Here is a 23,985-nt window from a genome sequence, read left to right on the forward strand (position 1 = left end):
ATGGATCAACCTGACGGTCTGACGCGCCTGGTCAGAACTTCATCGCCGCCCCATCCCCGCGCGGGTCGGCACCGCCTTCGAAGGAGCCGGTGCGGCGGTCGATCCGGATCGCCTGGGCGTGGCCCAGCGAGCCCTCCCAGCGAGGGGCGATGGCCGCGGGGCAGCCCACGCAGGCGCAGTTCGCGCGTGGTTTCATCGGAGATGCGCGATTCCAGCAGCAGGCTGCTCGACGCCGTGCCCCAGGTGCGACCCATGAGCCAGCGCGGGGCTTCGATGGCCTGCTGCACGTCGAAGCCGAAGTCGATCATCCGTGTGAGCAGGGCCCGCCTGGGTCTGCGGCTGGCCTTCGCCACCCATGGTGCCGTAGGCCAGCATCGACGCACCGTCCCTGAGCAGCATGGCCGGGATGATGCTGTGGAAGGTGGGTCTTGCAAGGCTCGAGCCGGTTCGGGTGGCGGTCGTCGAGCGAGAAGAAGCTGCCGCGGTTCTGCATCAGCACGCCGGTGTCGCCGGCGACCACGGCCGAGCCGAAGTCGTGGTAGATCGACTGGATGTTCGACACCACAAGGCCGTCGCCGTCGGTGGCGCAGAAATAGACGGTGTCGCCGTCAGCTGGCCGGCGGTCGGCAGCGGGACCGTAGCGCAGGCCCGGCTCGACCCCGCCGATCGGTAGCGCGCGCAGGATCGATCAGCGCGCGGCGCTCGTCGGCGTAATCATTCGACAGCAGCTTCTGCAGTGGGATGTCGACGAAGCCCGGATCGCTCAGCCATTCGTCGCGATCGGCGAAGGCGATCTTCACCGCTTCCACGATGTGGTGGTAGTAGCCGGCGCTGCCTTCGCCCCAGGACGCGACGTCGATCAAGCCACCGCAGCCCCGCGCGAACAAGACTTGACAGAGGTCGCGCGCGTGCCCGTCGGCAAGGCTCCGGTCCAGGTCGGCTTCACCCCGGATGGACGCCACTGCTACGTTTCCCTGCGCGACGAGAACAGCGTAGCCGTGACCGACACCGCAGGCCGGCGTGTCATCACCAAAGTCCCGCTGGGGCCCCCGCCCGATCCAACTTTTCGCTCTGCCCAACGGACGTGAGTTCTACGTCGTCAATCAGGGAACGGAAGCGTCGCCCGGAAACACCGTGTCGGTCATCGACACCACGACTCAGAAGGTGATCCCTGAGATCATCACCTTGGCGGGTGCTCATGGAGTCGCCGTCAGCACAGCGGCGACAGGGTCTTCGTCGTCAACAGTTTCGCCGACATTGTTTCGGAGATCGACCCCGAAACCCCTCGCGCGGCGCGCACCATTCCGGTGGGATCCGGTCCCGGCGGAATCACGGTCGGCAAGGGGCCGAGATAGCAGATGTCAGGCACGGTCTTGCTGGATGAGTCCGCCTGGCGAAGGTTGGCCGGTGTACTTGTAGTCCTGCCGCAAGAGCGTCCCAAGGTATAATAGCGATGCTGGCCCTGCTCCCAAAGAGCCCGACGATGGCTAAACCCGGTTCTGGTCATTCGGGGCACACGCCTGCGACGACCGACAAGCGAGCGCTGGCCATTTCGGGCTGGCTGACCGGCGTCTACTTCGTGATTGAACTGGGGATCGGGCTCTGGACGGGCTCCGTCGCGGTCACCTCCGACGCTTTCCACACCTTCTCCGCTGTCGGCGGCGTCCTCATCGCCTTGGTCGCGCTACAGCTCGGGGAGCGCAAATCCAGCCCCGCCCGGACATTCGGTTATGTGCGCGCAGAGATACTGGGCGCCCTATTCAACGGCCTGTTCCTCGCGATCATGGCCCTGTTCGTCTTCGGGATGGGCGCGATGCGGCTGAGGGAGCCCATCGATCTGCCGACGACGCCCATGCTGATCGCCGCGGCCGGGGGCATCGCTACGGAATTGGTCGCGCTCTGGCTGCTCTACGAGCGACAGAAGGCCGACTTGAACCTCCGCGGCGCCTATTGGCATATCCTCCAGACTTTCGTCGGCAGCCTCCTGATCATCGTGTCCGCCCTGGTGATCCGCTTCACGGGCTTCCTGGCGATCGACCCGCTGCTGGGGATGGCGTTCGGCGTCGTGCTCCTGTGGGCGTCATGGGGGATCACGAAAGACGCTCTCCACATCCTCCTGCAAGGCACGCCGCAGGATCTCGATCTGGACGCCGCGATCTCCGCCATTCGTGACGTGGAGGGCGTCACCGACGTCCACCATGTCCACGCGTGGAGCCTGACGTCGAGCGTCAATGTCTTCTCAAGCCATGTCCGCGTGCGCAGCGTGGCGGAAGGCGACCGCGTGCTGCGGGAGGTGAGCAGCCTCCTGCGCGAGCGATTCCAGATCTACTTCTCGACCACCAGATCGAGGAGCGCTGCCTTGCGACCGAAGAAGGGGCGGCGACCACGATCGAATAACGTGGCGCGAGTCCGGTACGAGCGCGACAACGGGCGCTACACGAGCCGGCCACGGATGAAACGAAATCCCGGAAGCAGAGGAGGAGTCCAGGCATGCAGCGCGAGGACAGGAACGCCGCATCCGTGGGTGCACGAATGCGCCAAGAGGCGATCAGCCAGTGGGAGAACGAGGGCGGATCTGTAGCGGCGGGTTGGCTCCTCCCAGAGGACGGCCGGACAGTCATCGGCGAAGTCGGGGACGCCCAAGAGAGCGACGATTGCGGTCGCCTTGTCGCGTCCGCCCGCGCCCTGAGCCCTGCGACTTCATAGTGAGCCTGTCTGGGCGGGTTCAACATCCATCGGGACAGTCCGGCCGCCGCCATCCGCCCCGGACGGTTATCGGGGGGCTGGCGACTGCGTTGTTGCCCTTCAGAGCAACAGAGGCCCTTCTAACGCCGCCCACAGCGAACCTGCCAGGATACCGAGGCCCAGGCTCGCGATAGCGGCAGTAGCGCCGGTGACAGCGGGCCATGCGCCTGTGGTACCCGGGCGGGGACCGGAGGAATCCTTGGTCGGCCGCGCGAAAGCGGGGCCGATCCAGCGCAGGTAGTAGAAGAGGCTGAGCAGGCTATTGAGCATCACTACGAAGGTCAGCCAGCCGTGGCCGGCATCCCAGGCGGCGGTGGCAGTGGTGAGCTTACCGACGAACACGGCCAGGGGTGGAGTACCTACCAGTCCCAGCAATGCGACGAGCAAGGTCAGTGCAAGCCCCGGCCTGGTGCGGACCAAACCCCGGTAGTCGGTGAGTTTCCTGTGCTCGGGTAGCGCCGCGGTGACGGCGAAAGCCGCCACATTGGTCAGGGCGTAGGCTGCCAGGTAGAACAACAGCGAGGGCAGGGCGAGGTCGCTCCGTCCGACGGCGGCTACGGGCACGAGCATGTATCCCACTTGCGCCACTGTCGACCAGCCCAGCAGTCGGCGGGGGTCACTCTGCCAGTAGGCAGCGAGGTTGCCCAAGAACATCGAGGCCGTGGCTAATGCTGCCGCGACGATCAACCAGGACTCGTTGCCGGTCGAGACGGTGGCCACAAGCCGGTACACGGCCACCAGCGCTCCGATTTTTGGGACGGTGGTGAGGAATGTGGCAGCGGTGCCACCGGTGCCTTGCGCCGCGTCGGGTATCCAGAAGTGGGCGGGCACGCCACCGGCCTTGAACATCAGCCCGGCCAGCACGCAGAGCACCCCGACGCCGACGGCTGCGACCGGGGCAGCAGGCAACTCGTCGGTGAGTCGGCTGTAGTCGGTGCCGCCCGCCAAGGCGTAGAGTACGGTGACTCCGAGCATGAGCACGATGCCGGACAGTGACCCCATGAAGTACGTCTTCATGGCTGCTTCAGCGCCGGTTTTGCCGCCGGTGAGCCCCACGATCCCATACAAGGGGATGCTGGTCAGCAGGAACCCAACGATGAGCACGAGTAGATCGGTGGTCCCGGCCAGCACCATCACCCCGGTGGCCGCGAAGAGGAACAGCGCGTAAGTGTCGGATTCTCGGTGGGAGCCGGCGATCTCTCCAGATGCCACACCGAGGACCAACAGGGTAGCCAGGGCGATGATCACCCGGGCTGCGCCGGTGGCGACGTCCACGGCGTAAGTGCCAGCAAACGCCGCCTGCGGCGGATCGGCCATGGCCACGGCGGCGACGATGGCGGCACCTACCAGGGCCAAGGCAGCCACCGTGCGAGCGACCCACTGCCGGTCGCGGGGCAGAAACGACCCGCCTATAAGCACGACCAATCCACCGAGAAAGACGATGATTTCCGGCAGGAGCAGTGCAGGGTCCATCTGCATCGAGGGGTCCAACGGTTACCTCCCGACCAGTTCGACGAGAGCGGCCGAGGCCGGCACGATCACATCGAGTAACGTCCGGGGTAATACCCCAATGAACAGCGACAAGGCCAGTAACGGACCGATGGACCATAGCTCTCGGCCGTGGAGGTCTGAAAATCCGCGCGAGTGGCCTTGCGTGGGACCGAAGAAGACTTGCTGGAACGCACGCAGGAACAACGCGGCGGTGATCAGGATGCCCACAAGCCCAATCGCTGTGACGGGGGCAACAGCGATGCTGCCGGCAAAGATCTGGAACTCGGCGATAAACCCGGACAATCCTGGAAGGCCCAGGGAGGCGAACGCCGCAACGGCGAACAGTACCGTGTAGCGAGGTGCGGGGGCAGCCAAACCGCCGTAGGAGTCAATGTTGTAGGTCTTGGCACGGGCATACATCGAACCGGCCAGCAAGAAGAGCGCGGCGGTGACCAGACCATGGCTGACCATCTGCACGACCGCCCCGGTTACTGCCACGGAACGCGCTTCGGCTGTGTCATCGACGACGAGCCCCGCCGCGCCCAGCGCCAGGACGATATACCCCATGTGGTTCACCGACGTGTAGGCGATCATCCGTTTGAGGTTGGTCTGAGCCAGCGCTACAAACGCACCGTACAACACCGAGACGATACCGATGACTATGATCACCCAGGCCCAGGCCTGCCACGCCGCGGGAAGGATCGGCATGGCGATGCGCACGAAACCATACGTGCCCATCTTGAGCAGCACGCCCGCCAGCACAGCCGAGCCGGTGGATGGCGCATCGGTGTGCGCCGGGGGCAACCACGTGTGGAAAGGCACGGTAGGCGTCTTCACGGCCAGACCCACCAGGATTGCCGCCAGCACCAGTCCACCGACCAGCGGACTGTCGTCCAGCGGGGTGGCTGCGACAAGTTCGAGAATGTCGAAGGTGTGTGGGTCAGAAGCCACGTAGAGCCCGATGAAGCCCAGCAGCAGGGCCAAGGAGCCTAGAAAAGTGTAGAGGAAGAACTTCAGGGCCGAACGGGCTGCGTTACCGTGGCCCCACCCGGCGATCAAGAAGTACATGCCCACGATGGAAAGATCAAAGAACACGAAGAACAAGATGAGGTCGGCGGACACGAACACGCCGAGGCTCACACTCTGCAGGAATAAAAACAGCCCCACCTGCGCGCGGGGCCGTTCAACGTCCCGAAGAGCGTAGATGGCACAGGCCAAGAAGACGACTGCCGTCATAGCTAACAGCGGCAATGACAGCCCGTCCACACCGATGTGGTAGCTACTGTTGACCCCCGGGATCCAGGGCACCCGTTCTTCGAACGCCAACGCGTTCGGGCCCGGATCTTCGTAACCGGCCCAGAGCACGCCCACGAGCACCAGTTCCACGACACTTACGGCCACCCACACCCACCGGGAGGTCGCGGGCCCGATCGCGGGCACTACCGCGATAACGAGTGCAACGGCCAGAGGCAGAAAAACAATCAGACTGAGCATGCTTATCCAATCACAAGGTAGATGGACCAGATCACGACGCCCACGGCGAGCACCACGACGGCCTGGAGTAAGTACTGGTGGACGGCCCCGGTCTGCGGGACCCGGGCAAGATGTCCGAGCCGGCGAACCCAGCCGGCGATGACCTCGACACCTCGGTCGATGCCCTCGTCATCGACACGGGCCATACCCCTGGCTATCACGGGCATTGCCCCGGCGATGACTTCAACACCTCGGTCGATCCCTTCGTCATCGACACGAGCAGCACTCCTGGCAAATACAGGCACTACCCCGGCCAGGGCGTTCAGGGATCGGTCTACAACTTGGTCATCGAACCACGCCAGGGCGTGGGCCAGGGCCAGCGACGGACGGACAACGATGGCGTGCGCAGTCGCCTCCAGCCCCAGCCACCCGAGAGCCCACCCGGGTTCGGGTGTACGGAGTCTGCGCATCAGCAGCACCACGACCGCAGCGACGCCGGCAGAGATAATCAGTTCGGTGACAGAGACTTCACCGTGGCCACCCATCGCGGCGGTCAGTATGCCGCTTAACGGCGGCAGGGCGAGCGCACCGAGCAAGGCTGCACCGACAGCGAGCACGAACAGGGGAACCTGTTCCGGGGTACTGACCGTGCCGGTGGCATTGGAATCGACGCTCTCGCGCGCACTGCGGCGCCAAATCGTCCACAGGATCTTGCCGGAATAGGCTGCCGACAGCGCTCCGGCCACCAGTCCGACAGCGTAGAGCCACGGAGAAGATTCGAGTGTGGCCGTGAGCACTGCGTCTTTCGTGGCCCACAAGGACAAGGGGGCGACCCCGGCCAACGCCAATGAAGCCACGGTCGCGGCCACGCCCGTCACAGGCCACCGCCGGGCCACACCGCGCAATTTCACGAACTCTTCGGTGCCCAGTGCCGTCAACCACGCACCGGCCGCCAGGAACAACAGCGCCTTGACCGAGGCGTGTGCCACCAGGTGGGCGGCACCTCCACTCACGGCGCCCACACCGGCGGCAAGCACCACGAAGCCCAACTGGGCAACCGTGGAAGCGGCGAGCAGCTGCTTGAGGTCCCGCTGTCCCAACGCGACAGCCCCCATGAGGACCGCTGTGATCACACCGATCCAGGCGGTCACCGGCCCGGCCCACCCGGTCGAGGCCAGCAACGGCTCGACACGCAACAACAGGTAGCCGCCCATGGCGACCATCGCTGCCGAGTGCAGCAGTGCGCTCACCGGGCTGGGACCCTTCATCGCCCCGGAAAGCCAGAAAGAGAAGGGCAGCTGTCCAGCTTTGCCCAGAGCCGCCACCAGGATCCCGGCCGCGGCGACGTGTCCCCACGGGCCCTGTGCGGCTGGCAGATCGGCCAACGCCATGCCCGCCCCACCGGCCAGCGCGGCACCGGCAGCGACGTAGAGGCCCAGGTCAGCAGTGCGAGTCGTGATAAAGGCAGTCAGTCCTGCCGAAACCTGGTCGGAGTCCCGCCACCAGAACCCGATCAAGGCATACGAGGTCGCCCCCATTAGCTCCCAGGCGAACAACAGTGCAGGCAGGCTGGCGGCCGATGCGGTTGCCAGCGCAGCTGCGGAGAAAATCAGCATCAGCCCGTGGAAACGGGCGTGTGACTGCCGTATGTTTCCGGCCGCGAACACCAGTACCAGGAAGGTCACTGCGGCGACCATCGGCACGGTTAACGCCGCGAGAGCGTCGATTTCCAACGCGAAGTCGGCCCCGGCCACGAACGGGTACGACACCGCAGGCCGCGCCAGCGCATTGCCCAAAGCCAGGACAGTCGTCAGCCCTGCAGTCATGAGCGCGATCGGGATCGCGAACCGGCGTGTCCGGGTCAGGACGAGCACAGCGCCCGCGGCGGCCGGAAGCACAATCATGGCCAGGAGTGCGATTTGGGCCCCGGTCATCCGGCCAGCTCTTGGGCATTATCGGTCATGTCTGTCTGCCGTCGGCGGTGCAATAGCGTGGCCACGGCAAAGCCCATGGCCATCTCGACCGTCATCACGGCCAATATCACCAGCAGCAGAACCTGTCCAGACGGGTCCGGGGCCAGAAACCACCAGAACCCGGCGGCAGCCAGCAACACCCCGTTGATCATCAACTCCAGTCCCATCATCACCATGACGACGACCTGCTGAGACAAGGCCCCGTAAAGACCCACCGAGAACAAGGCTGCGGCGATCACCAACACACCTTCCAGTGTCATCGGCCCACACCCCCCGGCTGGGGATCGTCTGCAGGTCGCCGACGCAAGTCGTCACCGAATCGGTCATAACGGCTGCGGTGGGCGGCGAGGACCACTCCGGCGACGATGGTTGCGACCATGACGGGGGCCACCACAGCCATGACCAGCATCTTGTCGCCCATGATCGCCAAGCCGAGTGCGTATGTGACATCGTCCGGCGGTCCGCCGCGGCGAGTCGGCCACGGGATAAGCAAGGCACCGCCTGCCAGCAGCACGAAAACACCGACCGAAACGCCGATGGCTGTCTTCTTCCCATGGGTCATATCCATCGGCATCAGCGCCGGATTCATACCCATGAACATCACCATAAAGACAGCCATCACAGCCATTTCCATAACCATCATCAGGATCGTGATCACACCAAGATAACTTTGCTGAAGCAGGAGGATCTGCACACCCACGGCAAGGAATGACACCGCCAACGCATACGTCGCTCGAGCCATGGAGTCCACCACGAACACCAACGCACCCGCGCCGACAGCAACCACAGCAAGCACCCAGAACGTGATGCCGATAAACATGTTTCAACCTTCCCAGAGGACGACCAGAGAAACGACCAGGTCCTGAGCCACGGCAGCGGGGAGCAGGATTACCCATCCGATTTCCATGAACCGATCCGGGCGCGCCAAGGGAATCTTTCGGCGCAGCCACACCAGCACGGCCAACACCGCGACAGTCTTGATCAGCACCCAGGCCCAGCCTGGCAACCACGGCCCTGAGCCCCCACCCAGGAAGAGTGGCACCGAGAACGCAGCCCCGGCGGCAAGGAACATGTATCGGCCGGCCTCGAATACCAGGCGGTCCACCGCCGAAAGCTCGGCTCGTACCCCACCAGCGATGTCCGCAGACAGAGCTGAGGCGAACGGACCCCACACGGAAAATCCAGTCACGCCGATCAAGAAGACAAGAAACGCCACCGGCATCCACACCACAAACCACAGGCCCTCTTGCGCGGCAGCGATGTCCCCGACGGCGAGACTGCCAGCAGCGATTGCTGGGGCCACCAGGGCGAACATCAACGGCAGCTCGTAGGCCATCCCGTGAGCCAGGAATCTGTAGCCCCCTACCAGACTGTGCGTTGAATTCGCTCCCCACCCCATCAGCCACACCAACGCCCAGACCGCTATATCGACGGCGTTGAACCAGACAACACCGACATCGAGATCGAACAGTGTCCACTGGCCCAACGGAATCACCGCGACCATCAAGAACGCACCCATAAACATTCCAGCGCCGCCCACCCGCCACAGCAGGACATCCGCCGCCACGGTCTTGCGCCGACGCTGTCGCAACAGCCGGGCAGTGCCGCTCAAGGGCGCGGACCACCCACCGCTGCCGCCCTGGGCCCGGGCTGACAGGACCGCATCAAGAGCCACCGCGAAGAAAGCCAGACCGAACAAGATGAACGCGGCAAGTACTGCCCACACAGCGGGCACGACCACCACCGTTTCTTCAGGCATGCCGCACCTCCTGGCTGGTCTGGAACGCCCCTGGATTCAAACTTGCTACGGCCAGTCGCACAGTACCCAGCTCCAACCCCGTAATCAGTTTCGGCAACGTCTCCCACGGAACAGCCCCATCCTGCTCTGAAACCAGACTCCCGCCGCCCACCCCGGCCTGGACCCGTTCAACCATCGACAACAACCTGTCATAGGCGTCGCCCCGATAACTTTCCGGCAAGTCATGGTGTTCCAGATCGGACTGATCGAGTACCAGCACCCCCCGTAGAAACCAGCGCAGCAACAAAGATCTCCGAATCTTGCGCTGTAACCGCACGGCGCTGTCCCGGGCAGCAGCCCGATCCCCACGCACTAGAGCGTCTCTAACCACACTGGCCCGGGCAGCCAGGTCATCAGCCCCAGCCAGGGCCAGCAGCGACATGACGTCGTCCGACAGCACGGCAGTTGCCAGGTCAGGCTGGGAGCCATGTGCTCGGCCCCCACCATTGTGTCCCGCAACGACAGCGGTCACTGCATCGACGACAACATCACCCTGAAGAGAACAATGCAGCACCAGTCCGGCCGGCCAGAACGGAAGCACGGGACCGAGCGGCAGGTGCAGTACATCCATCTGAAGGCCGTCCCGGCCCTGTCCACCCTGCGCCAGAGGAATCCCCTCCGGAGCCATGTCCATCCCGTGATGACCGCCGTGACCGCCATGGTCCATCTGACCATGAGTCTCGTGGTCCATATGACCATGGCCTTCGTGACTCGTCTGGTCGTGGCCGCCATGGTCCATATGGCCAAGGCCTTCGTGACTCGTCTGATCGTGGCCGCCATGGTCCATCTGATCATGACTCTCGTGGTTCATCGGGTCGTGGCCGCTATGGTCCATCTGATCATGACACTCATGATCCATCTGATCATGGTCTTCGTGGCCCATCTGCCCATGACCCTTATCGCCCATCTGATCATGGTCTTCGGGAATCTGAGGTCTCTTTGCCCGCTCCTTGGCGTCCGTGCGGTGATACGGGGTGTCGACAAGAAGAGTCGCGGCCTCGTCCAGAGCGGAACCCACCTCTCTGGGTGAGGTCGCGTCGATACGGACCCGGGGGCCGGGCATCTGATCCCACAGACGGTCGACTATTTGTGCGAGATCAAGGCCGGGCACACCACAGACCGCGAGCACGTCCGCATCTGCAGCCGTCGATGCCCGACGCCAACCACGGCGCGACAGTTGTTGTTCGAGTTCCACCCGCGTGAACCAATGGCCCGGGACCTCAACGACGAGGACCCGGGTTGCGCGAACCGCCAGACTCGCAAAAGTCCTGGTCAAGCCCACCGGAAGGCTCCCTCCCGCCAGGCCCACGCCACCGCGACGAGCAGGGCTCCGAGAAACAGAAACATCTCCACCACCGCAGAGACCCCTACCTCGGCTACAACCACCGCCCACGGATACATGAACAACATCTCCACGTCGAAGGCGAGGAAGACGATCGAAGCGAGGTACCAGCGCGCATGGAACCGGGATAGCGCGTGCTCCTGGGGCAACCACCCCGACTGGGCAGGAAGCACAGTCAGTGGTTCAGGCTCCACGCTGAGTGCCCGGTGAAGCGCGTAGAGGAACACTACAGCGAAGATCGCCAGCAGTGCCATGGCTATAATCCCGGAGTACATTACAGTCACCTTTCCCTGTGGTCGAGAAAACGAAATCTGTCACTTGTCATCGGGAGAGGTGAACCTGCGCGAGTCATGCCCAGGTGCACTGGCGTCTGACAATGACCGCGCGTTATCCCCGGAACGATGAAGTCGTGGGTCTCGGCCATGGTGATGCAGATCCCTTCCACGTGATATTTGGGGCGGTTAAGGAAGCTCTGAACAACGCCTCTGTTTCGCGCGACAATAGCGCAACCTGATGTGGATGACGATTCACGCAGCTGACGTTTGGTGACGCCGATGGCATTGGCAAGCGCGAGCGCACGGGCCGGGAGATCTTTCTGGCGGAGATGGAGCACGTGGTGCGGTGAAAGGCGTTGCTGGCGCTGATCGAGTCGCAGTGTCCGCGACGCCATCTATTTCCATCTGGGCGGCCTGGATCTCTATCCGCCGGCCGTACATGCCGGAGAATCGTCCACCTGAAACGGTGAAACGCCAATGGATTGAGCTCATCGTTGACAAAGAAGCTGCGGTAATAGAAGTCAGGTTGCATAGCGAGCCGCGGTCCGGCGCGACGTGAGCGCGATGTAGACCATGACGCTGAGCAAGGCGGCATAGAAGCACCAGACCGAGATGAACCAGCGCGCATACACCAGATAGGTGAACCCCGCCGATGCCAGTGCCAGCACGCCGAACCAGCGGATCACCGGCTGGCTCGACATGCCCAGCCCGACCGTCGTCGCGGCAAGGTACAGCGTCAGCGATATCGGCAGGAAGAAGTGTGGCGATCGGTACGCGAGGTGGCCTCCGGTGGGGACCACCTCGATCGGCGTGGCGACCATGCCGAAGAGCAGGAACAGGGCGCTCAGAAAGCCCGCGACACCAAGCAGCGCCAACACGTGGCGCCGCCACGGCACAGGCTCCAGTGCACGCACCGCCCAGGGGATGAAGACGGGCCAGACCAGGTGGGAGAAGACCGAATAGACCTGTGTTGCCCAGGCGCGCAGGGTGGGTGCGTCCCACGGGTAACTCATCCATACCAGGCCTTCCGTCGCCTGCTGGGCAGCGAACAGGAGCGGGATCAGGGCGAACATGCGTTCGCCGGGCGTGTGCGCGGCCCGCAGCGCAAGCACGCCGATGCCGGTGAGTGCGACGCTGGCGGTGAAACTGGCCGTGGCGGAAAAGCACATGGTGACCTCCTGTCAGCGGGGTGCGACGTAGCCGCCTGGCACGCCGTCGCGGGAAAGGACAAGCTGCCAGAGTTGCGCGTTGCGGCTGCGGAACGCGGCCATGCTGGCGTGCAGGTAATAGCGCCACATGCGGCGGAAACGTTCGTCGTAGCGGGCCGGCGACCGTGACCAGGCAGCTTCGATGTTGCGGCGCCAGGCCTGCAGCGTTCGATCGTAGTCGGCACCGAAGTTGTGCCAATCCTCGTGCACGAACAGACCCTCGCTCGCGGCCGTTATCTGAGCCGCTGAGGGCAGCATCGAATTGGGAAAGATGTAGCGCTCGATCCATGGGTCGGTGCGGTCGGTCGACCGGTTGGTGCCGATCGTGTGCAGCAGCGTGAGGCCATGCGGCCGCAGGCAGCGGTGCACGGTTTCGAAGTAGGCGCGGTAGTTGCGTACGCCCACGTGCTCGAACATGCCGACGGAAAACACTCGGTCGAACTCGCCTCCCACATCGTGGTAGTCCTGCACGCGGATCTCGACGGGAAACCCGGCACAACGCTCGCGCGCGAAGTCCGCCTGCTCCCTGGAGATGGTCAGGCCCACACCGCTGACGCCGTAGTGCTCGGCGAAGTGGCGCAGGGCCTCGCCCCAGCCGCAGCCGATGTCGAGCACACGCATGCCCGGCGCGAGCTGCAGCTTGCGCGCGATCAGGTCGAGCTTGGCGACCTGTGCGGCGTCGAGCTCGGTCGCCTCGCTCCAGTACGCGCAGCTGTAGACCAGGCGCGCGCCGAGCATGGCGCGGTAGAGATCGTTGCCCAGGTCGTAATGGCGCTCGCCGACCTCGAAGGCGCGCCGGCCGCGCTGGCGATTGAACAGCCGCGCACGCAGGGCGTCCCAGCGGTCGGCCCAGCCGATGACGGCTTCATCCAGCCGCGCACGCAGCAGGCGCGTGAGCATCTGGTCCAGCGCCTCGCAGTCCCAGGCACCATCTATGTAGGTTTCGCCGAGTGCGAGCGAGCCGTTCCGCAGCAGGCGGGGAAACACCCCGGGATCGTGCACGCGCATGTCCCAGGAGCGCGGCCCGTCGACAAGCACGTCGGCGCGTGCAAGGACAGTGGCGACGGCCGCTTGGCCAGGGACCGGCCGGCGCGTCGGCGGCGTAGCTTGGGGGACGTTACCGGGCGGCGCAGCGCGGTCGGCAGCAGGGAGAGTGGTCTGGGACACGGTCATCGCTCCTGAGTCGATACGGAAAGTGGAAGCCCGGCCGGTGCGCGGCGTCGTGCGAGCGCGAGCATGGCCGCGGCAAGCAGGGTCAAGAGGAGGGTGGCCAGCGCGATCTTTCCCACAAGGGTCGCAGCGAAAGCGAAACCGCCGGCAAGACTGCCAAGCGCCTGGCCGGCACTCGTGAACGAAGCGCGCCACCCCAGACCGGTGGCCTCGGCGGGCCCCGCGGCGCGGGAGGTCCAGTAGACGAGCGCCGGCTGCAGCACGCCGCCACCTGCCGCCACAAGGACCAGGCCGAGCGCACTCGGCCACCGGCCCCCGAGCCAGGCGAGCAACGCGAGGCCGGCAGCGGTGGCGACGAAGGAGGGCGCCACCCAGGCGAATGCGCGCAACGGGTCGTGTCGCGGGCGGAAGACGAGCGACTGGCTGAGCAGCATCACCACCCCGCAGCCCGTGAACATGAAGCCGAGCGCGCGTGCCGACAGGCCATCCACCAAGCGCCCCTGCGTCGCGAGCCCCACCTCGTAAACGCTCATTGCCGCAGCCGCCAGGGCAGCCAGCAGAATCAGGACGACGACGTCGCGATCGCGTGGCGAACCCGGGCCGGCCACGACAATGGTGGAGGACCCGGTCGCCGGCCGCTGCGCTGCGGCTGCAAGCACGAGCACGGCAACGCCGACGAGGACCGGGCCGACCAGGCTGTCGTCGGGCGCCGCGCCCCCCCCACGCCGGGGCCAAGCAGGCCGCCGACCAGCGCGGCGCGGGTCAGGTCCGACAGGCGCTGCGAGCGGTCGCCCTCGCTGCCAGCGGCGCGCGAAGCGGCGGTCTGCAGGGCGGGGAGTGCGGCACCTGCGAAGATGCCCTGCAGGCCGCGCGCCAACAGCAGCATCGTCGTTTCCGAAGACCAGAGGAGCATGATCATCGCCGCGGCCTGGCCGAGCAGGCTGAGGCGCACGAGCAGGTGTGCCGGAAGTTGGCGACAGACCAGTACCCAGATCGGCGCCGTCACCACCATGGCGGCGCTGTAGACGGCCATCAACTCGGCGATCGCGCGCGCCGGCGAAGGCGACGAAGCCACCACCGTGGGCAGGACCGGCAGCACCGCACCGTAGGCGAGCGCGATCGCTGCGCTCGCCGCCAACCCCGGCCTCGCGCTCGCGATGCCAACGGGTTCGCGTCCGGCCATCACCCGATCGCCTCGGCGCGGATGGCGTGGGGCTGAACCGCCTCGCAGAGTGCGTCGACTACCCCATGGCAGGCGCCCGGATCGCGCAGCCACGGATGATGGTCGGCATCCACCGTCACATGGCGCCAGAGCGGGAAACGAGCCGCCAGCTCGCTCACGCGCGCAAGCGGTGCCGTCGCGTCATGCAGGCCGTGCACACACGCTACCGGCAGGTCCGGTGGCAGAGCGGCAGCGTCGGCCCGCACGTCGTGCCGGTAGAGCACCTCCCACAGCGATGTCGTGGACGAGGCCATGTTGTGCAACACCAGGTCGCTCGCGACCTCGGGCGGAACGTTTTGCACCAGATAAGGCAGCCAACGGCCCGCCACGCGGCGAGTGACCAGGCACGCGAGCGCGGTCGCCAGCATGTTCGTGTACACCCAGCCACCGCGCTGGCTGGCGAACCATTCGATCGCGCCAGCGCGCGAGCCGTAGTCGGGCAGGCTGAACAAGCACAGCGCCTGGACCCGGTCGGGGTGGCGCGCGGCCAGGGCGAGCGCCAGCGCCGCGCCGAGCGAATGGCCGACGAGGACCCGCGGCGGGCCGGCCTGGAGGGTGCGTGCGAGCGCGTCGACGTGCCGCTCTACCGTGTAGCGGCACCAGGGCCGGGGCGAGTGCCCGAACCCGTAGAGATCGACCAGCTCGGTCTGCGCATGCCGGAACGCCGGTGCCACCGGCGTCGAGGTCCAGTAGCGCGTGGTGCCACCCAGGCCCGGCAGGAACGTCACCCGTAGCGACCCCCGGCCGAGAGACTCCACATGCAGGCGTTCGGGAAAACCGGGATGTGCCGGGTCGGCAAAGCCTGGCAGCGTGGTCATGGATTGTGCGCCAGCGTATAGGAGAAGCGGGCGACGATCAGTTCGGGCTCGCCAGGCACGCGCACGGTGGTGGTGAAGACGTAGCGCCCCGGGCCCGCGAGTACGAACACGGCGCCGTGGCTCATCGAGCCGTTGATCGACATCGCCCCGAGCGTGCGACTTATCGTCTGCCCGGCGATCGGCACGGTCGCCACGACCTGCACGTTTGTCGGACGCACCCCGTCGCGCATGCGCTCGACGACGACCAGCAGGTGATGTTCGCGCGCATAGTCCCCGCGCGGCAATCCGTGCGCGTCGCGCGGACCGGGGCTGTGGGTTCCGATCGAGGGCGCAGCAATCGCGCTGGGCACCATGCCGAAATACAGCGTGTATCCATCGATATGCTGGACTGGACCCGCCATGGGCGCCTCGGTGGCGGACGCGCTGCCGACGGCCAGGGACAGCATGCCGACGAGGGACAGGACAAGGCGACGTTTCATGGCGGTTCCTCCGGACATCAGTGGCGTTGTTGCGCTTACAGGTGGCCTGATCGCCCTATGGCAACGACGAGCCGCAGCGACAGGAGCGCTGCGCCGGCGAACGCGATGACGGACAGCCATGGCAGATGTCCGGCCAGCAGCGGACCGGTGCTGTGCAGGGCGAGCAGGGAGCCGCTCACGTACAGGCCCAAGGTCACCAGGGCCAGCGCCAGCCGGTTGCCGGTGCGCGCAAGCGCCTCGTGCGTGGGAGCCAGGCCGTGGTGGTGCACCGAGAACGCGGGTCGTCCGTCACTCAGCTGTGCCTGTCGCAACAGGTCGGTGGCGATCTGCGGCAGCTGGCGGGCGGTGCGTGCCAGCCGCATCGCCAGCGGACGGCGCGCGGGGCGGCTGGCGTCGACGATCGCCATGACGTCGGCTGCCTGCGCCGACAGCGTGCCCAGCAGGTCCATGTCCGGATCCAGTGCCCGCAGCGTGTTCTCGACCAAGAACAACGTGCGGATCAGGGCCAACAGGTGGGCGGGTAGCCGGAAGCCAGCGCCCTGCCCAATGCGTGCCACGCGCCAGATCGCCTCGGCAATGGACCATTCCGCCAGCGGGCGGCTGGCCATCTCGGCCAGGATCAGGTGGATCTCTCGCACATGTGAGCGTCGCTCGACCTGTGGCGGGAAGAAACCCAAGGCGATTGCCGCATCCAGCACGCCCTCGGCGTCGTCGGCCGCGATGGCCTCGACCATGCCGCCAAGCGCGAGGCGGGATGCCGGGTCGAGCACGCCGATCGAGCCGAAGTCGTGCAGGCACAGGCGACCGTCGTCGAAGAAGAACAGGTTCCCCGGGTGCGGGTCGGCATGGAACACGCCGGCGCCGAAGAGCTGATGCACGTAGGCATCGAGCAGCGCGCTCGCCATCGCGGGAGCGGCCGCTGTCCCATAGGCGGCGTCCAGGCGGATGCCGTGGCTTCGATCCTGGACCAGCACGTCGCGGGTGGCGTACGGCTCGACGACGTGTGGCTGGGTGATGCCGGGCAGGGCATCAAGCACCTTGGCCATGCGCCGCATGTTCTGCGCCTCGTGGCGCATGTCGATCTCGTCGCGCAGGAATGCGCCCAGTTCGTCTACGAGTTCGAGCGGGCGGTGTCGCTTGAGTGGCGGCCAGATCCACTGGGCCACGCGCATTGTGCGCCGCAGGAGCCGCAGGTCGGCCTGCACCTGGGCATGGATCCCGGGGCGGGTGATCTTGACGACCACGTCGCGACCATCATGCATACGTGCCGGATGGATCTGGGCCACTGAAGCCGCGGCCAGCGGCTTGTCATCGAAGCTGGCGAAGAGCTCTTCGACCGGTGCGCCGAACGCCTGTTCGACCATGCGCCTGGCCTGGTCTGCAGGAAACGCCGGCACGTCACTGTGCAACCGCGCAAGCGCCTCGCGATAGGGCACCGGCAGTAGGTCCCAACGCAGGCTCAAACCTTGGCCCAGCTTGACGAAGGTGGTGCCCAGCCCGACCAAGGTGGCGCTGACGTACGCGGGAAGCCGTTCGGGTGCGCGCCGGCGCAGGCGCAGCACGGCGGCCCCGAGCTTCAGTCCGGCCCAGGCGATCTGCCCTCCGCGCCGCACCGTGCCCGCCATCAGCGCGCGGCCCTGGCCGGCCGGCTCACGATGCCGGGCCCGTTGCTGGGCGCAGGATGGTGGCCGGATCGCCTTGGCCATCCACTGCCGCCAGCTCCGCCTCGGTCAACAGGTTGCCACGGGACTCGCCGAGGACGCTTGCAGCCGCATCGACCACGTGCGCCCAGGTGCTGCGGTTGGCAAACAGCAGTCCTGGCACGTCCAGCGTGCCGCCGCGGTTGACGAAGCCCAGCGCCGCGGTCGTTGCGGGACCGGTGTCGAGCCGACGCAGGGCCCCTAGGAAAGGCTCGGGCCGGGTGTGGGTGACGAATACACGCGGCCGCTCCGCCGGGAACAGCGCATGGACTTCGCTGTCGGAGTGCACGTACTGCGCTTCCTTCGGATCGCGTGGCGCGCGGAACCGGCCGGGCTCGCCGAGATAGAGGATCGCTGCCGACACACCCCGTTCGACGAGACGCGTCTGCGCACGACGCACTTCCTGCAACTGGTAAGCGCCCGTGGCGACCAGCAGGATCGCCGCCGTCGCCGGATCGCCGGCCAGGCAGGTCGCGCCGGTCACGGCCAACGACTGGCCTGCTGTGGCGTCAGCTCGTGAGGCACCGGCCGCTTCGGGACCACGAGGGCGGTGACCGTGCCGCGTTGCGCGTAGGCGTGGGCAAGGGCTGCGGCAGCGCCATTGGCGTCAGGAGGAAACACCACGCGCGAGATGTCGGCCATTTCGCCCAGAAGCGCCTCGGCCATGGTCGGATCCTGGTGGGACTGTTCGTTCTTCGCGTTCTCCCATGTGTGGGAAGTCAGGACCAGCGGCACGCCCAGCCAGCCGGGCGGACGTCCCGCCTGGGCCTGATGTCGGGCGAAGATCAACTCCTGGCGCACGGCGCCGAGCATCTTCGGTGCGAACGCCTCGTAGGTGACCACCAGGTTCAGCCCACCCTTGTTGCCGAGCGCGGCGCAGACCACGGCCTCCTCGTTGAGCGCGGTGATGACTGCCCCGGTCGGTGATTCGGCAACGCCGGGCTCGGGCTCGTGCACCCGGTGCTTCATCGCGTCCAGGGTGCGGTCGAGCTTGTTGCTGCGCAGCTCGTCGGGATTGCCCACGCGCACGCGCAGTCCGGGGTTCGCTTCGGCGATGGCGACGAACTGCTCGTCGAGCGCGGTCATCGGCGAGCTCTCGCCGCCGGCGCCGCGGTCGGCAATCGCTGGAATGCGGGGCGGGTCCACCTGGCGATCGGCCAGCGCGTGGTCGCGCTCGCGAACCCGCTGCTGGTCATCGTGGCTGTTGAGTGCGGCAATGGCCTCCTCGAGCTCGGACGCGGCCACAAACAGCGCCGCGGCGCCTCCATTGAACAGCGCGCGTGCCTCGGCATCCTTCGCCGGATTCCCGGGCAAGGGCAGGTTGTGCGAGGCGTTGGTCCCGGCGCCGGGGAAGCCGAAGCCCTTCACGGTTTCGGCGATGCCATAGGGCAACCGCACGTCGATATCGGGGACTTCCGCGCCAGCTTGCAGGCGCGACTCCATCACATGGATGCCCCAGGCGATGCTGGCCGGATCGCGCCCGTCCAGCGCGATCGGGTCAAAGCCGTTCAATCGCAGGTGCCGGTCCAGCCACCGCTCGCCGCCCTGCTGGGTGATCTGGCTGCGCTGTTCGATGCGCCGCCCGTTGAGGATGATGATCGGGCTGACCAGCCCGCTGTCCTCGGCACGCCACCAGCGCGGCGCCCAGTCGCTGCCACGCTGTTCCTCGAACGCACCGTCGCTGAGGAATGCCACCAGGCGTTCGTCCTTGAGCGGCGCATGCACGTACTGCAGCTCGGCAAAGCCGAGATAGCCGCCTTCCATCACGCCCCCGGCGGTGTGCGCATTGACGTGGGAGCCCAGGGGCGACGCCGGCGTTCCGTCCGGATTGAGGGTGTAGGCGTAGAAGTCGCCGACGAACCGGCTCAGCCCCGCGTCGGAGCGGTCGTAACGTTCGGCGTGCCGGGCCGTCATGTTGCCAACCAGCAGGTTCAGCGCGTCGATCGCCGCCACGCAGTGCCCCTGACCCATCATCCACGCGCGGGTGACGCCATCCAGGGCGTCCATCAGCAGGTAGCCGGCATAGGCGGGCACCATGTTGAGGGACCCGCCGGTGTGGCCTTCGGGCGTGATCTTGAAGTCATCAGACTCGAGGGCCGCACCGTCGGTACGGACGCGCTGGCTGTAGGTCATGTGCGCCACCAGCCACATGCCGGCGCTGGTAACGCGGTCGGCCGCGGCGAATCGCTGCCAGGCGGTACCCGCATCGGGCGTGCGGCCCAGAGCTACCAGCTCGGCCACCATCTGGCGCACGCGGAGCTGGGTGAGCGGGTCATGTCGGATCACCCCGTAGCCGGCCGCCCAGTGGGCGAACGCGGGATCGGCCTGCCGGTGGGCGTCGGCGAGTTCAAGGATCCGCTGGCGCTCGGCGGCTGACAGCTGGTCGGCGGTGCAGCAGTTGAGATGCAGGTTCATGGGTCCTCCGTGGAATCGGTCGAAGCGGTCATCAGGCTCGATGACGCGGCGGCGAGGTCCGCACCCAGCGCGATCGCATTGGACGGGTGGGCAATGGTGTCGGTGCTCACGATGCGGGCCAGGCCCGCTTCCTGCAGACGGGTATAGGCATCGCCGGCGAACACCGGATGGATCGCGACCAGCAACGGCGGTGGCAGCGACAATCGACGCAGGTGTGCGAGGGTTTCCAGGATCGTGTTGCCGGACGACACGATGTCGTCGATCAGGACCGGGGTCCGGCCGGATACCGCCTGCGGGTCGGGCAGGCTCACGCGCACGTCGTAGTCGCCATGCCGTTCCTTGGCCAGCACCTGGTAGGGCATGCCGCACCGGGCCGCAATGTCGGCGACCCATTGTTCACTCTCGCTGTCGGGTCCGATCAGCACCGCGTCGGGGACCGTCTCTGCGATCCAGCGGGCCACGGCTGGCGTCGCCGACACGTGGGTCGTCGGGATCCGGTACAGCGACTGCAGGCGCTCGACACGGTGCAGGTGCGGGTCCACGGTTACCAGCCAGTCGAAGGCCTCTTCGAGGAACTGCGCGAACAGTGGCGTACTGACCGCCTCCCCTGGATTGAAACGAGTGTCCTGGCGCATGTACCCCAGGTACGGTGCGATCAAGCCGACCGAGCGCGCCCCGAACTCGCGGGCCGTCTGGGCAGCGAAGCGCAGCGGGAGGGCCATGGCATCGGCGTTGCGCAGGCTGGCCAAGAGCGCCACATCGGCTCCGGCCAGTGCGTCGTCCAGGGTGACCAGCGATTCGCCATCTGGGAAGTGCCGCCAAGCCACGGATGCAATGCGCGCCTGCAGGGGCTGGTTGATGGTGCCGGCCAACACTGCATCGGCCGGGAAGGGCATCAGCACACGGGTCATGGAACCTCTCCAAGCACAAAGGGTTGCAGCGTCGCGGCGTGCTCCAGGGCGTAGGCCAGTTCTCCCGGCGACTCCGCATGCAGGGTCATCATGGGCTGTCCCCGCTCGACCGTATCGCCGATCCGCAGACCGGTCTCGAGGCCGGCGGTGGGGGATGTCGGGGCGCCGGCCAGCTTGGCCAGTTTGGCCAGCCTGCGGTTGTCGATCTCCGCGATGCGGCCCGATGCAGTTGCCGGGACGTCGGCGGTGAACGCCGCCCGTGGCGGTTCGCGGAAGCCTCCCTGGGCCTCGCAGATCGCCAGGAACTTGGCCAGCGCAGCTCCGGAATCCAGCACGCTGCGCGCGCGCTGCAGCCCGGTGCCGGCGCTGCTGCCCGGTGCCATGTCGAGCAGCACCGCGGACAGCGCCAGTGCGCGCTCGCGAAGGTCGACGGGTGCATCGGCTGCATTGCGCAGCACCTTGAGCACATCGTGCGCCTCGAGCGCCGGGCCGATTCCGCGGCCCACCGGCTGGGTGCCGTCCGAGCGATGGATCCCCAGCTGCAATCCAAGCGCAGCGGCGGTGTGTTCAAGCCGCGTGCCCAGGCTGTTGGCCGCGGCCTCGCCACGCACCTTGGCGGTCGGACCCACCGGCATGTCGATCAGGACGTGGGTTGAACCAGCGGCGATCTTCTTCGACAACACGCTGGCGACCAGTTGGCCATCGCTGTCGAAATCGAGCGGGCGCTGGACCCGGATCAGGATGTCATCAGCCGGGCTCAGGCGCACGTTGCCGCCCCAGACGATGCAGCCGCCCTCGCGCTCCACCACCCGGCGCATCGCCGCCAGATCGAGCGCCACCGGCGCCATGACCTCCATCGTGTCGGCGGTGCCCGCCGGCGACGTGATCGCGCGCGACGAGGTCTTCGGAATGCGGTAGCCAAGCGCGGCCACGATGGCCACCACGATCGGCGTGGTGCGATTGCCCGGCAGGCCGCCCACGCAGTGTTTGTCCAGCACCGGCCCTTGGCCCCAGTCCAGGCGCTGCCCAACGGCGATCATGGCCCGCGTCAGCGCGGTCGTCTCCGCTTGGTCCAGACGGTCGCCAGCGCTGGCCGTGACGAACGCAGCAAGTTCCAGGTCCGACAACCTGCTTTCCATCACGTCCTGCACCAGGGCGAGGTACTGCGCGTCGTCCAGCCGGGCCCCGAACACCTTGGCACGGAGCGCGCCTGCCGACGCCGCGGGTTCCGCGTGCCGGACCCGGGCCAGTGCATCCGGCATGGGTTCGAGGAGCGTCCACGCGACCTCCGACAGCGCCACCTCGTCAAGTCCCAGCCTGTCGTCGACGACCACGTTCAGCGTCGCCACCAGCGTGCGCGGGCCGACGTCCAGCCTCACGCGCGTCATCGCCGCAAAGCCTTCGGAGCGACAGACTTCGCAGTCGCGGTGCATGTAGACCACCGGCTGCTGATAGGTGTCGATGCCGGCACGGGTGACGCGCAGGCGGGTGTGGCCTGGGACCGGCGTGGTCACCGCGCATCCTCCAACTCAACGCGCTCCAGGTGCTCCGGCACACGCGCACGCCAGCCCAGTTCACGCTGCACCCGCCCGCGCAGCGTGTCGGCTGCGTCGGGCTCGCCGTGGGTGAGGTACACCACGCGCGGCGCGGAAGGCGCAGTGCGCATCCAGTCCAGGAGCTCGCCGGCATCGGCGTGGCCCGAGAAGCCTTGCAACTGCACGACCTCGGCGCGAATGGCGACCTCGCGGCCGAACATGCGCAGGGTCCGCGCACCTCCAGCCAGCGCCGCGCCGCGTGTTCCGCCGGCCTGGTAACCCGCGAGCAGGATTGCGTTGCGGTCGTCTGATCCGAACGCCTCGATGTGGTGCAGCACGCGCCCGCCGGTGATCATGCCGCTGGCCGAAATGATGATCATCGGGCCGCGCTGTCGGTTGAGCGCCTTTGACTCCTCCACGGTGTTGACGAAAGTGGCCACATCGAACATCCGTTGGCAGTCTTCGTCCGAGACATGGTGCTCGTCGTGATGGGCGTGGTAGTGCCCGGTGGCGTTGACCGCCATCGGACTGTTGAGAAAGACCGGTACACGTGGGATCTCATTGCGCTCACGCAGCCGGGCGATATGAAGCATGAGTGCCTGGGCGCGACCGACGGCGAACGCCGGGATGACGATCACGCCACCACGGGCGGCCACCCGGCGAATGATCGGCGCGAGCTCGGCCTCCTGATCGATCGCGACATGGGCCCGGTTGCCGTAGGTCGATTCACAGACCAGCACGTCACAGGCAGGAAGCGGCGTCGGCGGATTCATCAGCGACTCGTGCTGCCGCCCCAGGTCACCGCTGAAGTGCAGGCGCTGGTTCTGGACGTCCATGCTGACGTGGGCGGCGCCCAGGATGTGGCCTGCCGGATGGAAGCGGACCGTAAAGCCGGGCGCGACCTCGATGTCGAGACCGTAGTCATGCCCCTTGAGCTGCTTCAGGCTGCGGCGGGCGTCATCCTCCGTATAGAGCGGCCGCGGCTCCGCGTGCTTCGAGTAGCCCTTGCGCGCGGCGTATTTCGCCTGCTCCTCGAGCAGGTGTCCGCTGTCAGGCAGCAGCAGACCGCACAGGGCGACGCTGCCGCGAGTGCAATGGATGCGTCCGCTGAATCCCTGCTTGACCAGGGCGGGCAGGTAGCCCGAATGGTCCAGGTGGGCGTGGGTCAAGACCACCGCGTCGATCGATGACGGCTCGACGGGAAACGGCGCCCAGTTGCGCTCGCGCAGTTGCTTGTAGCCCTGGAACAGGCCGCAGTCGACCAGCACGCGCTGGCCGTTGGCCTCGACCAGGTAGCGTGAGCCGGTGACGGTGCCCGCGGCGCCGAGGAACTGGAGAGTGGGAGTTGTTTTGTTGTTCATGGTTGCTCCTGGGGACTGCGGCAGTGCCGCGGCATCAAAACGGGAAAAGGAGACATGGGTTGCACGACG

The 23,985-nt window shown here is 66.7% G+C and carries 25 protein-coding genes and 2 pseudogenes; 4 read left to right on the plus strand and 23 right to left on the minus strand.

Annotation, left to right across the window (positions count from 1 at the left end):
• Window positions 1-31: 31 nt before the first annotated feature.
• The 3 genes from B5D37_RS14860 to B5D37_RS14875 all read right to left on the minus strand — a co-directional run bounded on the left by B5D37_RS14860 (window position 32) and on the right by B5D37_RS14875 (window position 962).
• Window positions 32-196 (minus strand): hypothetical protein, encoded by a 165-nt coding sequence (locus B5D37_RS14860; protein ID WP_200809161.1) that lies wholly within the window; start codon window positions 194-196, stop codon window positions 32-34.
• A 108-nt stretch (window positions 197-304) separates the two neighbouring features.
• Window positions 305-685 carry a gamma-glutamyltransferase gene (locus B5D37_RS15225; protein ID WP_200809185.1) on the minus strand — a complete coding sequence of 127 codons (381 nt, stop codon included), beginning with the start codon at window positions 683-685 and terminating at the stop codon, window positions 305-307.
• Window positions 609-962, minus strand: coding sequence for a gamma-glutamyltransferase (locus B5D37_RS14875; protein WP_234987664.1), 354 nt, complete (start codon window positions 960-962; stop codon window positions 609-611). The genes B5D37_RS15225 and B5D37_RS14875 overlap by 77 nt, the downstream gene beginning before the upstream one ends.
• Here B5D37_RS14875 and B5D37_RS15230 point away from each other — a divergent pair.
• From B5D37_RS15230 to B5D37_RS01180, 3 genes and pseudogenes are all read left to right on the plus strand, one after another.
• A complete protein-coding gene (locus B5D37_RS15230) occupies window positions 909-1,088 on the plus strand; it encodes a hypothetical protein (protein ID WP_425478007.1) in 180 nt (59 codons plus the stop codon). The genes B5D37_RS14875 and B5D37_RS15230 overlap by 54 nt on opposite strands.
• Window positions 1,089-1,229: 141 nt before the next feature.
• Window positions 1,230-1,355, plus strand: a pseudogene (locus tag B5D37_RS15235) (hypothetical protein); the annotation flags it as partial.
• Window positions 1,356-1,453: 98 nt separating this feature from the next.
• Window positions 1,454-2,581, plus strand: coding sequence for a cation diffusion facilitator family transporter (locus B5D37_RS01180; RefSeq protein ID WP_200809165.1), 1,128 nt, complete (start codon window positions 1,454-1,456; stop codon window positions 2,579-2,581).
• A gap of 224 nt (window positions 2,582-2,805) precedes the next feature.
• Here the strand turns inward: B5D37_RS01180 and B5D37_RS01190 are convergent, their stop codons facing one another.
• The 8 genes from B5D37_RS01190 to B5D37_RS01230 all read right to left on the minus strand — a co-directional run bounded on the left by B5D37_RS01190 (window position 2,806) and on the right by B5D37_RS01230 (window position 11,076).
• Entirely contained in the window at window positions 2,806-4,224 is a 1,419-nt protein-coding gene (locus B5D37_RS01190) for an NADH-quinone oxidoreductase subunit N (RefSeq protein WP_200809166.1), read from the minus strand.
• 15 nt (window positions 4,225-4,239) lie between these two features.
• Window positions 4,240-5,730 (minus strand): complex I subunit 4 family protein, encoded by a 1,491-nt coding sequence (locus tag B5D37_RS01195; RefSeq protein ID WP_078756876.1) that lies wholly within the window; start codon window positions 5,728-5,730, stop codon window positions 4,240-4,242.
• Window positions 5,731-5,732: 2 nt separating this feature from the next.
• Complete coding sequence (locus B5D37_RS01200) at window positions 5,733-7,643, minus strand: NADH-quinone oxidoreductase subunit 5 family protein (RefSeq protein WP_078756877.1); 1,911 nt, start codon at window positions 7,641-7,643, stop codon at window positions 5,733-5,735.
• The gene (nuoK, locus tag B5D37_RS01205; RefSeq protein WP_078756878.1) at window positions 7,640-7,942 is read right to left on the minus strand and encodes an NADH-quinone oxidoreductase subunit NuoK; all 303 of its coding nucleotides are present in this window, start codon (window positions 7,940-7,942) and stop codon (window positions 7,640-7,642) included. Before nuoK ends, B5D37_RS01200 begins: the two co-directional genes overlap by 4 nt.
• Entirely contained in the window at window positions 7,939-8,502 is a 564-nt protein-coding gene (locus B5D37_RS01210) for an NADH-quinone oxidoreductase subunit J (protein ID WP_078756879.1), read from the minus strand. The genes nuoK and B5D37_RS01210 overlap by 4 nt, the downstream gene beginning before the upstream one ends.
• Window positions 8,503-8,505: 3 nt before the next feature.
• Window positions 8,506-9,441, minus strand: a complete 936-nt coding sequence (locus B5D37_RS01215; RefSeq protein WP_078756880.1) for a complex I subunit 1 family protein — start codon at window positions 9,439-9,441, stop codon at window positions 8,506-8,508.
• Window positions 9,434-10,675, minus strand: a complete 1,242-nt coding sequence (locus tag B5D37_RS14885; protein WP_200809167.1) for a hypothetical protein — start codon at window positions 10,673-10,675, stop codon at window positions 9,434-9,436. Before B5D37_RS14885 ends, B5D37_RS01215 begins: the two co-directional genes overlap by 8 nt.
• Before the next feature lie 77 nt (window positions 10,676-10,752).
• Entirely contained in the window at window positions 10,753-11,076 is a 324-nt protein-coding gene (locus tag B5D37_RS01230) for an NADH-quinone oxidoreductase subunit A (RefSeq protein ID WP_200809168.1), read from the minus strand.
• A gap of 281 nt (window positions 11,077-11,357) precedes the next feature.
• Between B5D37_RS01230 and B5D37_RS15240 the strand changes: the two are divergent.
• Window positions 11,358-11,516: pseudogene (locus tag B5D37_RS15240) on the plus strand (IS5/IS1182 family transposase); the annotation flags it as partial.
• Window positions 11,517-11,618: 102 nt separating this feature from the next.
• Here B5D37_RS15240 and B5D37_RS01235 read toward each other — a convergent pair.
• Genes B5D37_RS01235 through B5D37_RS01285 form a run of 12 tightly spaced genes read right to left on the minus strand, consistent with a single transcriptional unit; the run spans window position 11,619 to window position 23,916 of the window.
• Window positions 11,619-12,266: a DUF6629 family protein gene (locus B5D37_RS01235; protein WP_078756884.1), complete on the minus strand. Its 648-nt coding sequence runs from the start codon at window positions 12,264-12,266 to the stop codon at window positions 11,619-11,621.
• 12 nt (window positions 12,267-12,278) lie between these two features.
• Window positions 12,279-13,472: a cyclopropane fatty acyl phospholipid synthase gene (gene cfa / locus B5D37_RS01240; protein WP_268776098.1), complete on the minus strand. Its 1,194-nt coding sequence runs from the start codon at window positions 13,470-13,472 to the stop codon at window positions 12,279-12,281.
• A gap of 2 nt (window positions 13,473-13,474) precedes the next feature.
• Complete coding sequence (locus tag B5D37_RS01245; protein WP_159447319.1) at window positions 13,475-14,008, minus strand: hypothetical protein; 534 nt, start codon at window positions 14,006-14,008, stop codon at window positions 13,475-13,477.
• Between the two features lie 29 nt (window positions 14,009-14,037).
• A complete protein-coding gene (locus B5D37_RS01250; protein ID WP_078756887.1) occupies window positions 14,038-14,658 on the minus strand; it encodes an MFS transporter in 621 nt (206 codons plus the stop codon).
• The gene (locus B5D37_RS01255; RefSeq protein ID WP_078756888.1) at window positions 14,658-15,515 is read right to left on the minus strand and encodes an alpha/beta fold hydrolase; all 858 of its coding nucleotides are present in this window, start codon (window positions 15,513-15,515) and stop codon (window positions 14,658-14,660) included. Before B5D37_RS01255 ends, B5D37_RS01250 begins: the two co-directional genes overlap by 1 nt.
• On the minus strand, window positions 15,512-15,994 hold the full coding sequence (locus B5D37_RS01260; protein WP_138349939.1) for a hypothetical protein: 483 nt from the start codon (window positions 15,992-15,994) through the stop codon (window positions 15,512-15,514). Before B5D37_RS01260 ends, B5D37_RS01255 begins: the two co-directional genes overlap by 4 nt.
• A gap of 35 nt (window positions 15,995-16,029) precedes the next feature.
• Window positions 16,030-17,700 (minus strand): ABC1 kinase family protein, encoded by a 1,671-nt coding sequence (locus tag B5D37_RS01265; RefSeq protein ID WP_234987665.1) that lies wholly within the window; start codon window positions 17,698-17,700, stop codon window positions 16,030-16,032.
• The gene (locus B5D37_RS14990; protein WP_234987666.1) at window positions 17,645-18,184 is read right to left on the minus strand and encodes a hypothetical protein; all 540 of its coding nucleotides are present in this window, start codon (window positions 18,182-18,184) and stop codon (window positions 17,645-17,647) included. Before B5D37_RS14990 ends, B5D37_RS01265 begins: the two co-directional genes overlap by 56 nt.
• Complete coding sequence (locus B5D37_RS01270) at window positions 18,175-20,109, minus strand: phosphoketolase family protein (RefSeq protein ID WP_234987667.1); 1,935 nt, start codon at window positions 20,107-20,109, stop codon at window positions 18,175-18,177. Before B5D37_RS01270 ends, B5D37_RS14990 begins: the two co-directional genes overlap by 10 nt.
• Window positions 20,106-21,020 (minus strand): ribose-phosphate diphosphokinase, encoded by a 915-nt coding sequence (locus B5D37_RS01275; RefSeq protein WP_078756890.1) that lies wholly within the window; start codon window positions 21,018-21,020, stop codon window positions 20,106-20,108. Before B5D37_RS01275 ends, B5D37_RS01270 begins: the two co-directional genes overlap by 4 nt.
• Window positions 21,017-22,534, minus strand: coding sequence for a thymidine phosphorylase family protein (locus B5D37_RS01280; protein WP_078756891.1), 1,518 nt, complete (start codon window positions 22,532-22,534; stop codon window positions 21,017-21,019). The genes B5D37_RS01275 and B5D37_RS01280 overlap by 4 nt, the downstream gene beginning before the upstream one ends.
• Complete coding sequence (locus tag B5D37_RS01285; protein WP_078756892.1) at window positions 22,531-23,916, minus strand: MBL fold metallo-hydrolase RNA specificity domain-containing protein; 1,386 nt, start codon at window positions 23,914-23,916, stop codon at window positions 22,531-22,533. The genes B5D37_RS01280 and B5D37_RS01285 overlap by 4 nt, the downstream gene beginning before the upstream one ends.
• Window positions 23,917-23,985: the final 69 nt, after the last annotated feature.

It is taken from the genome of Lysobacter spongiicola DSM 21749 (genome assembly GCF_900167055.1).
In the GTDB taxonomy this organism is placed as follows: domain Bacteria; phylum Pseudomonadota; class Gammaproteobacteria; order Xanthomonadales; family Xanthomonadaceae; genus Novilysobacter; species Novilysobacter spongiicola.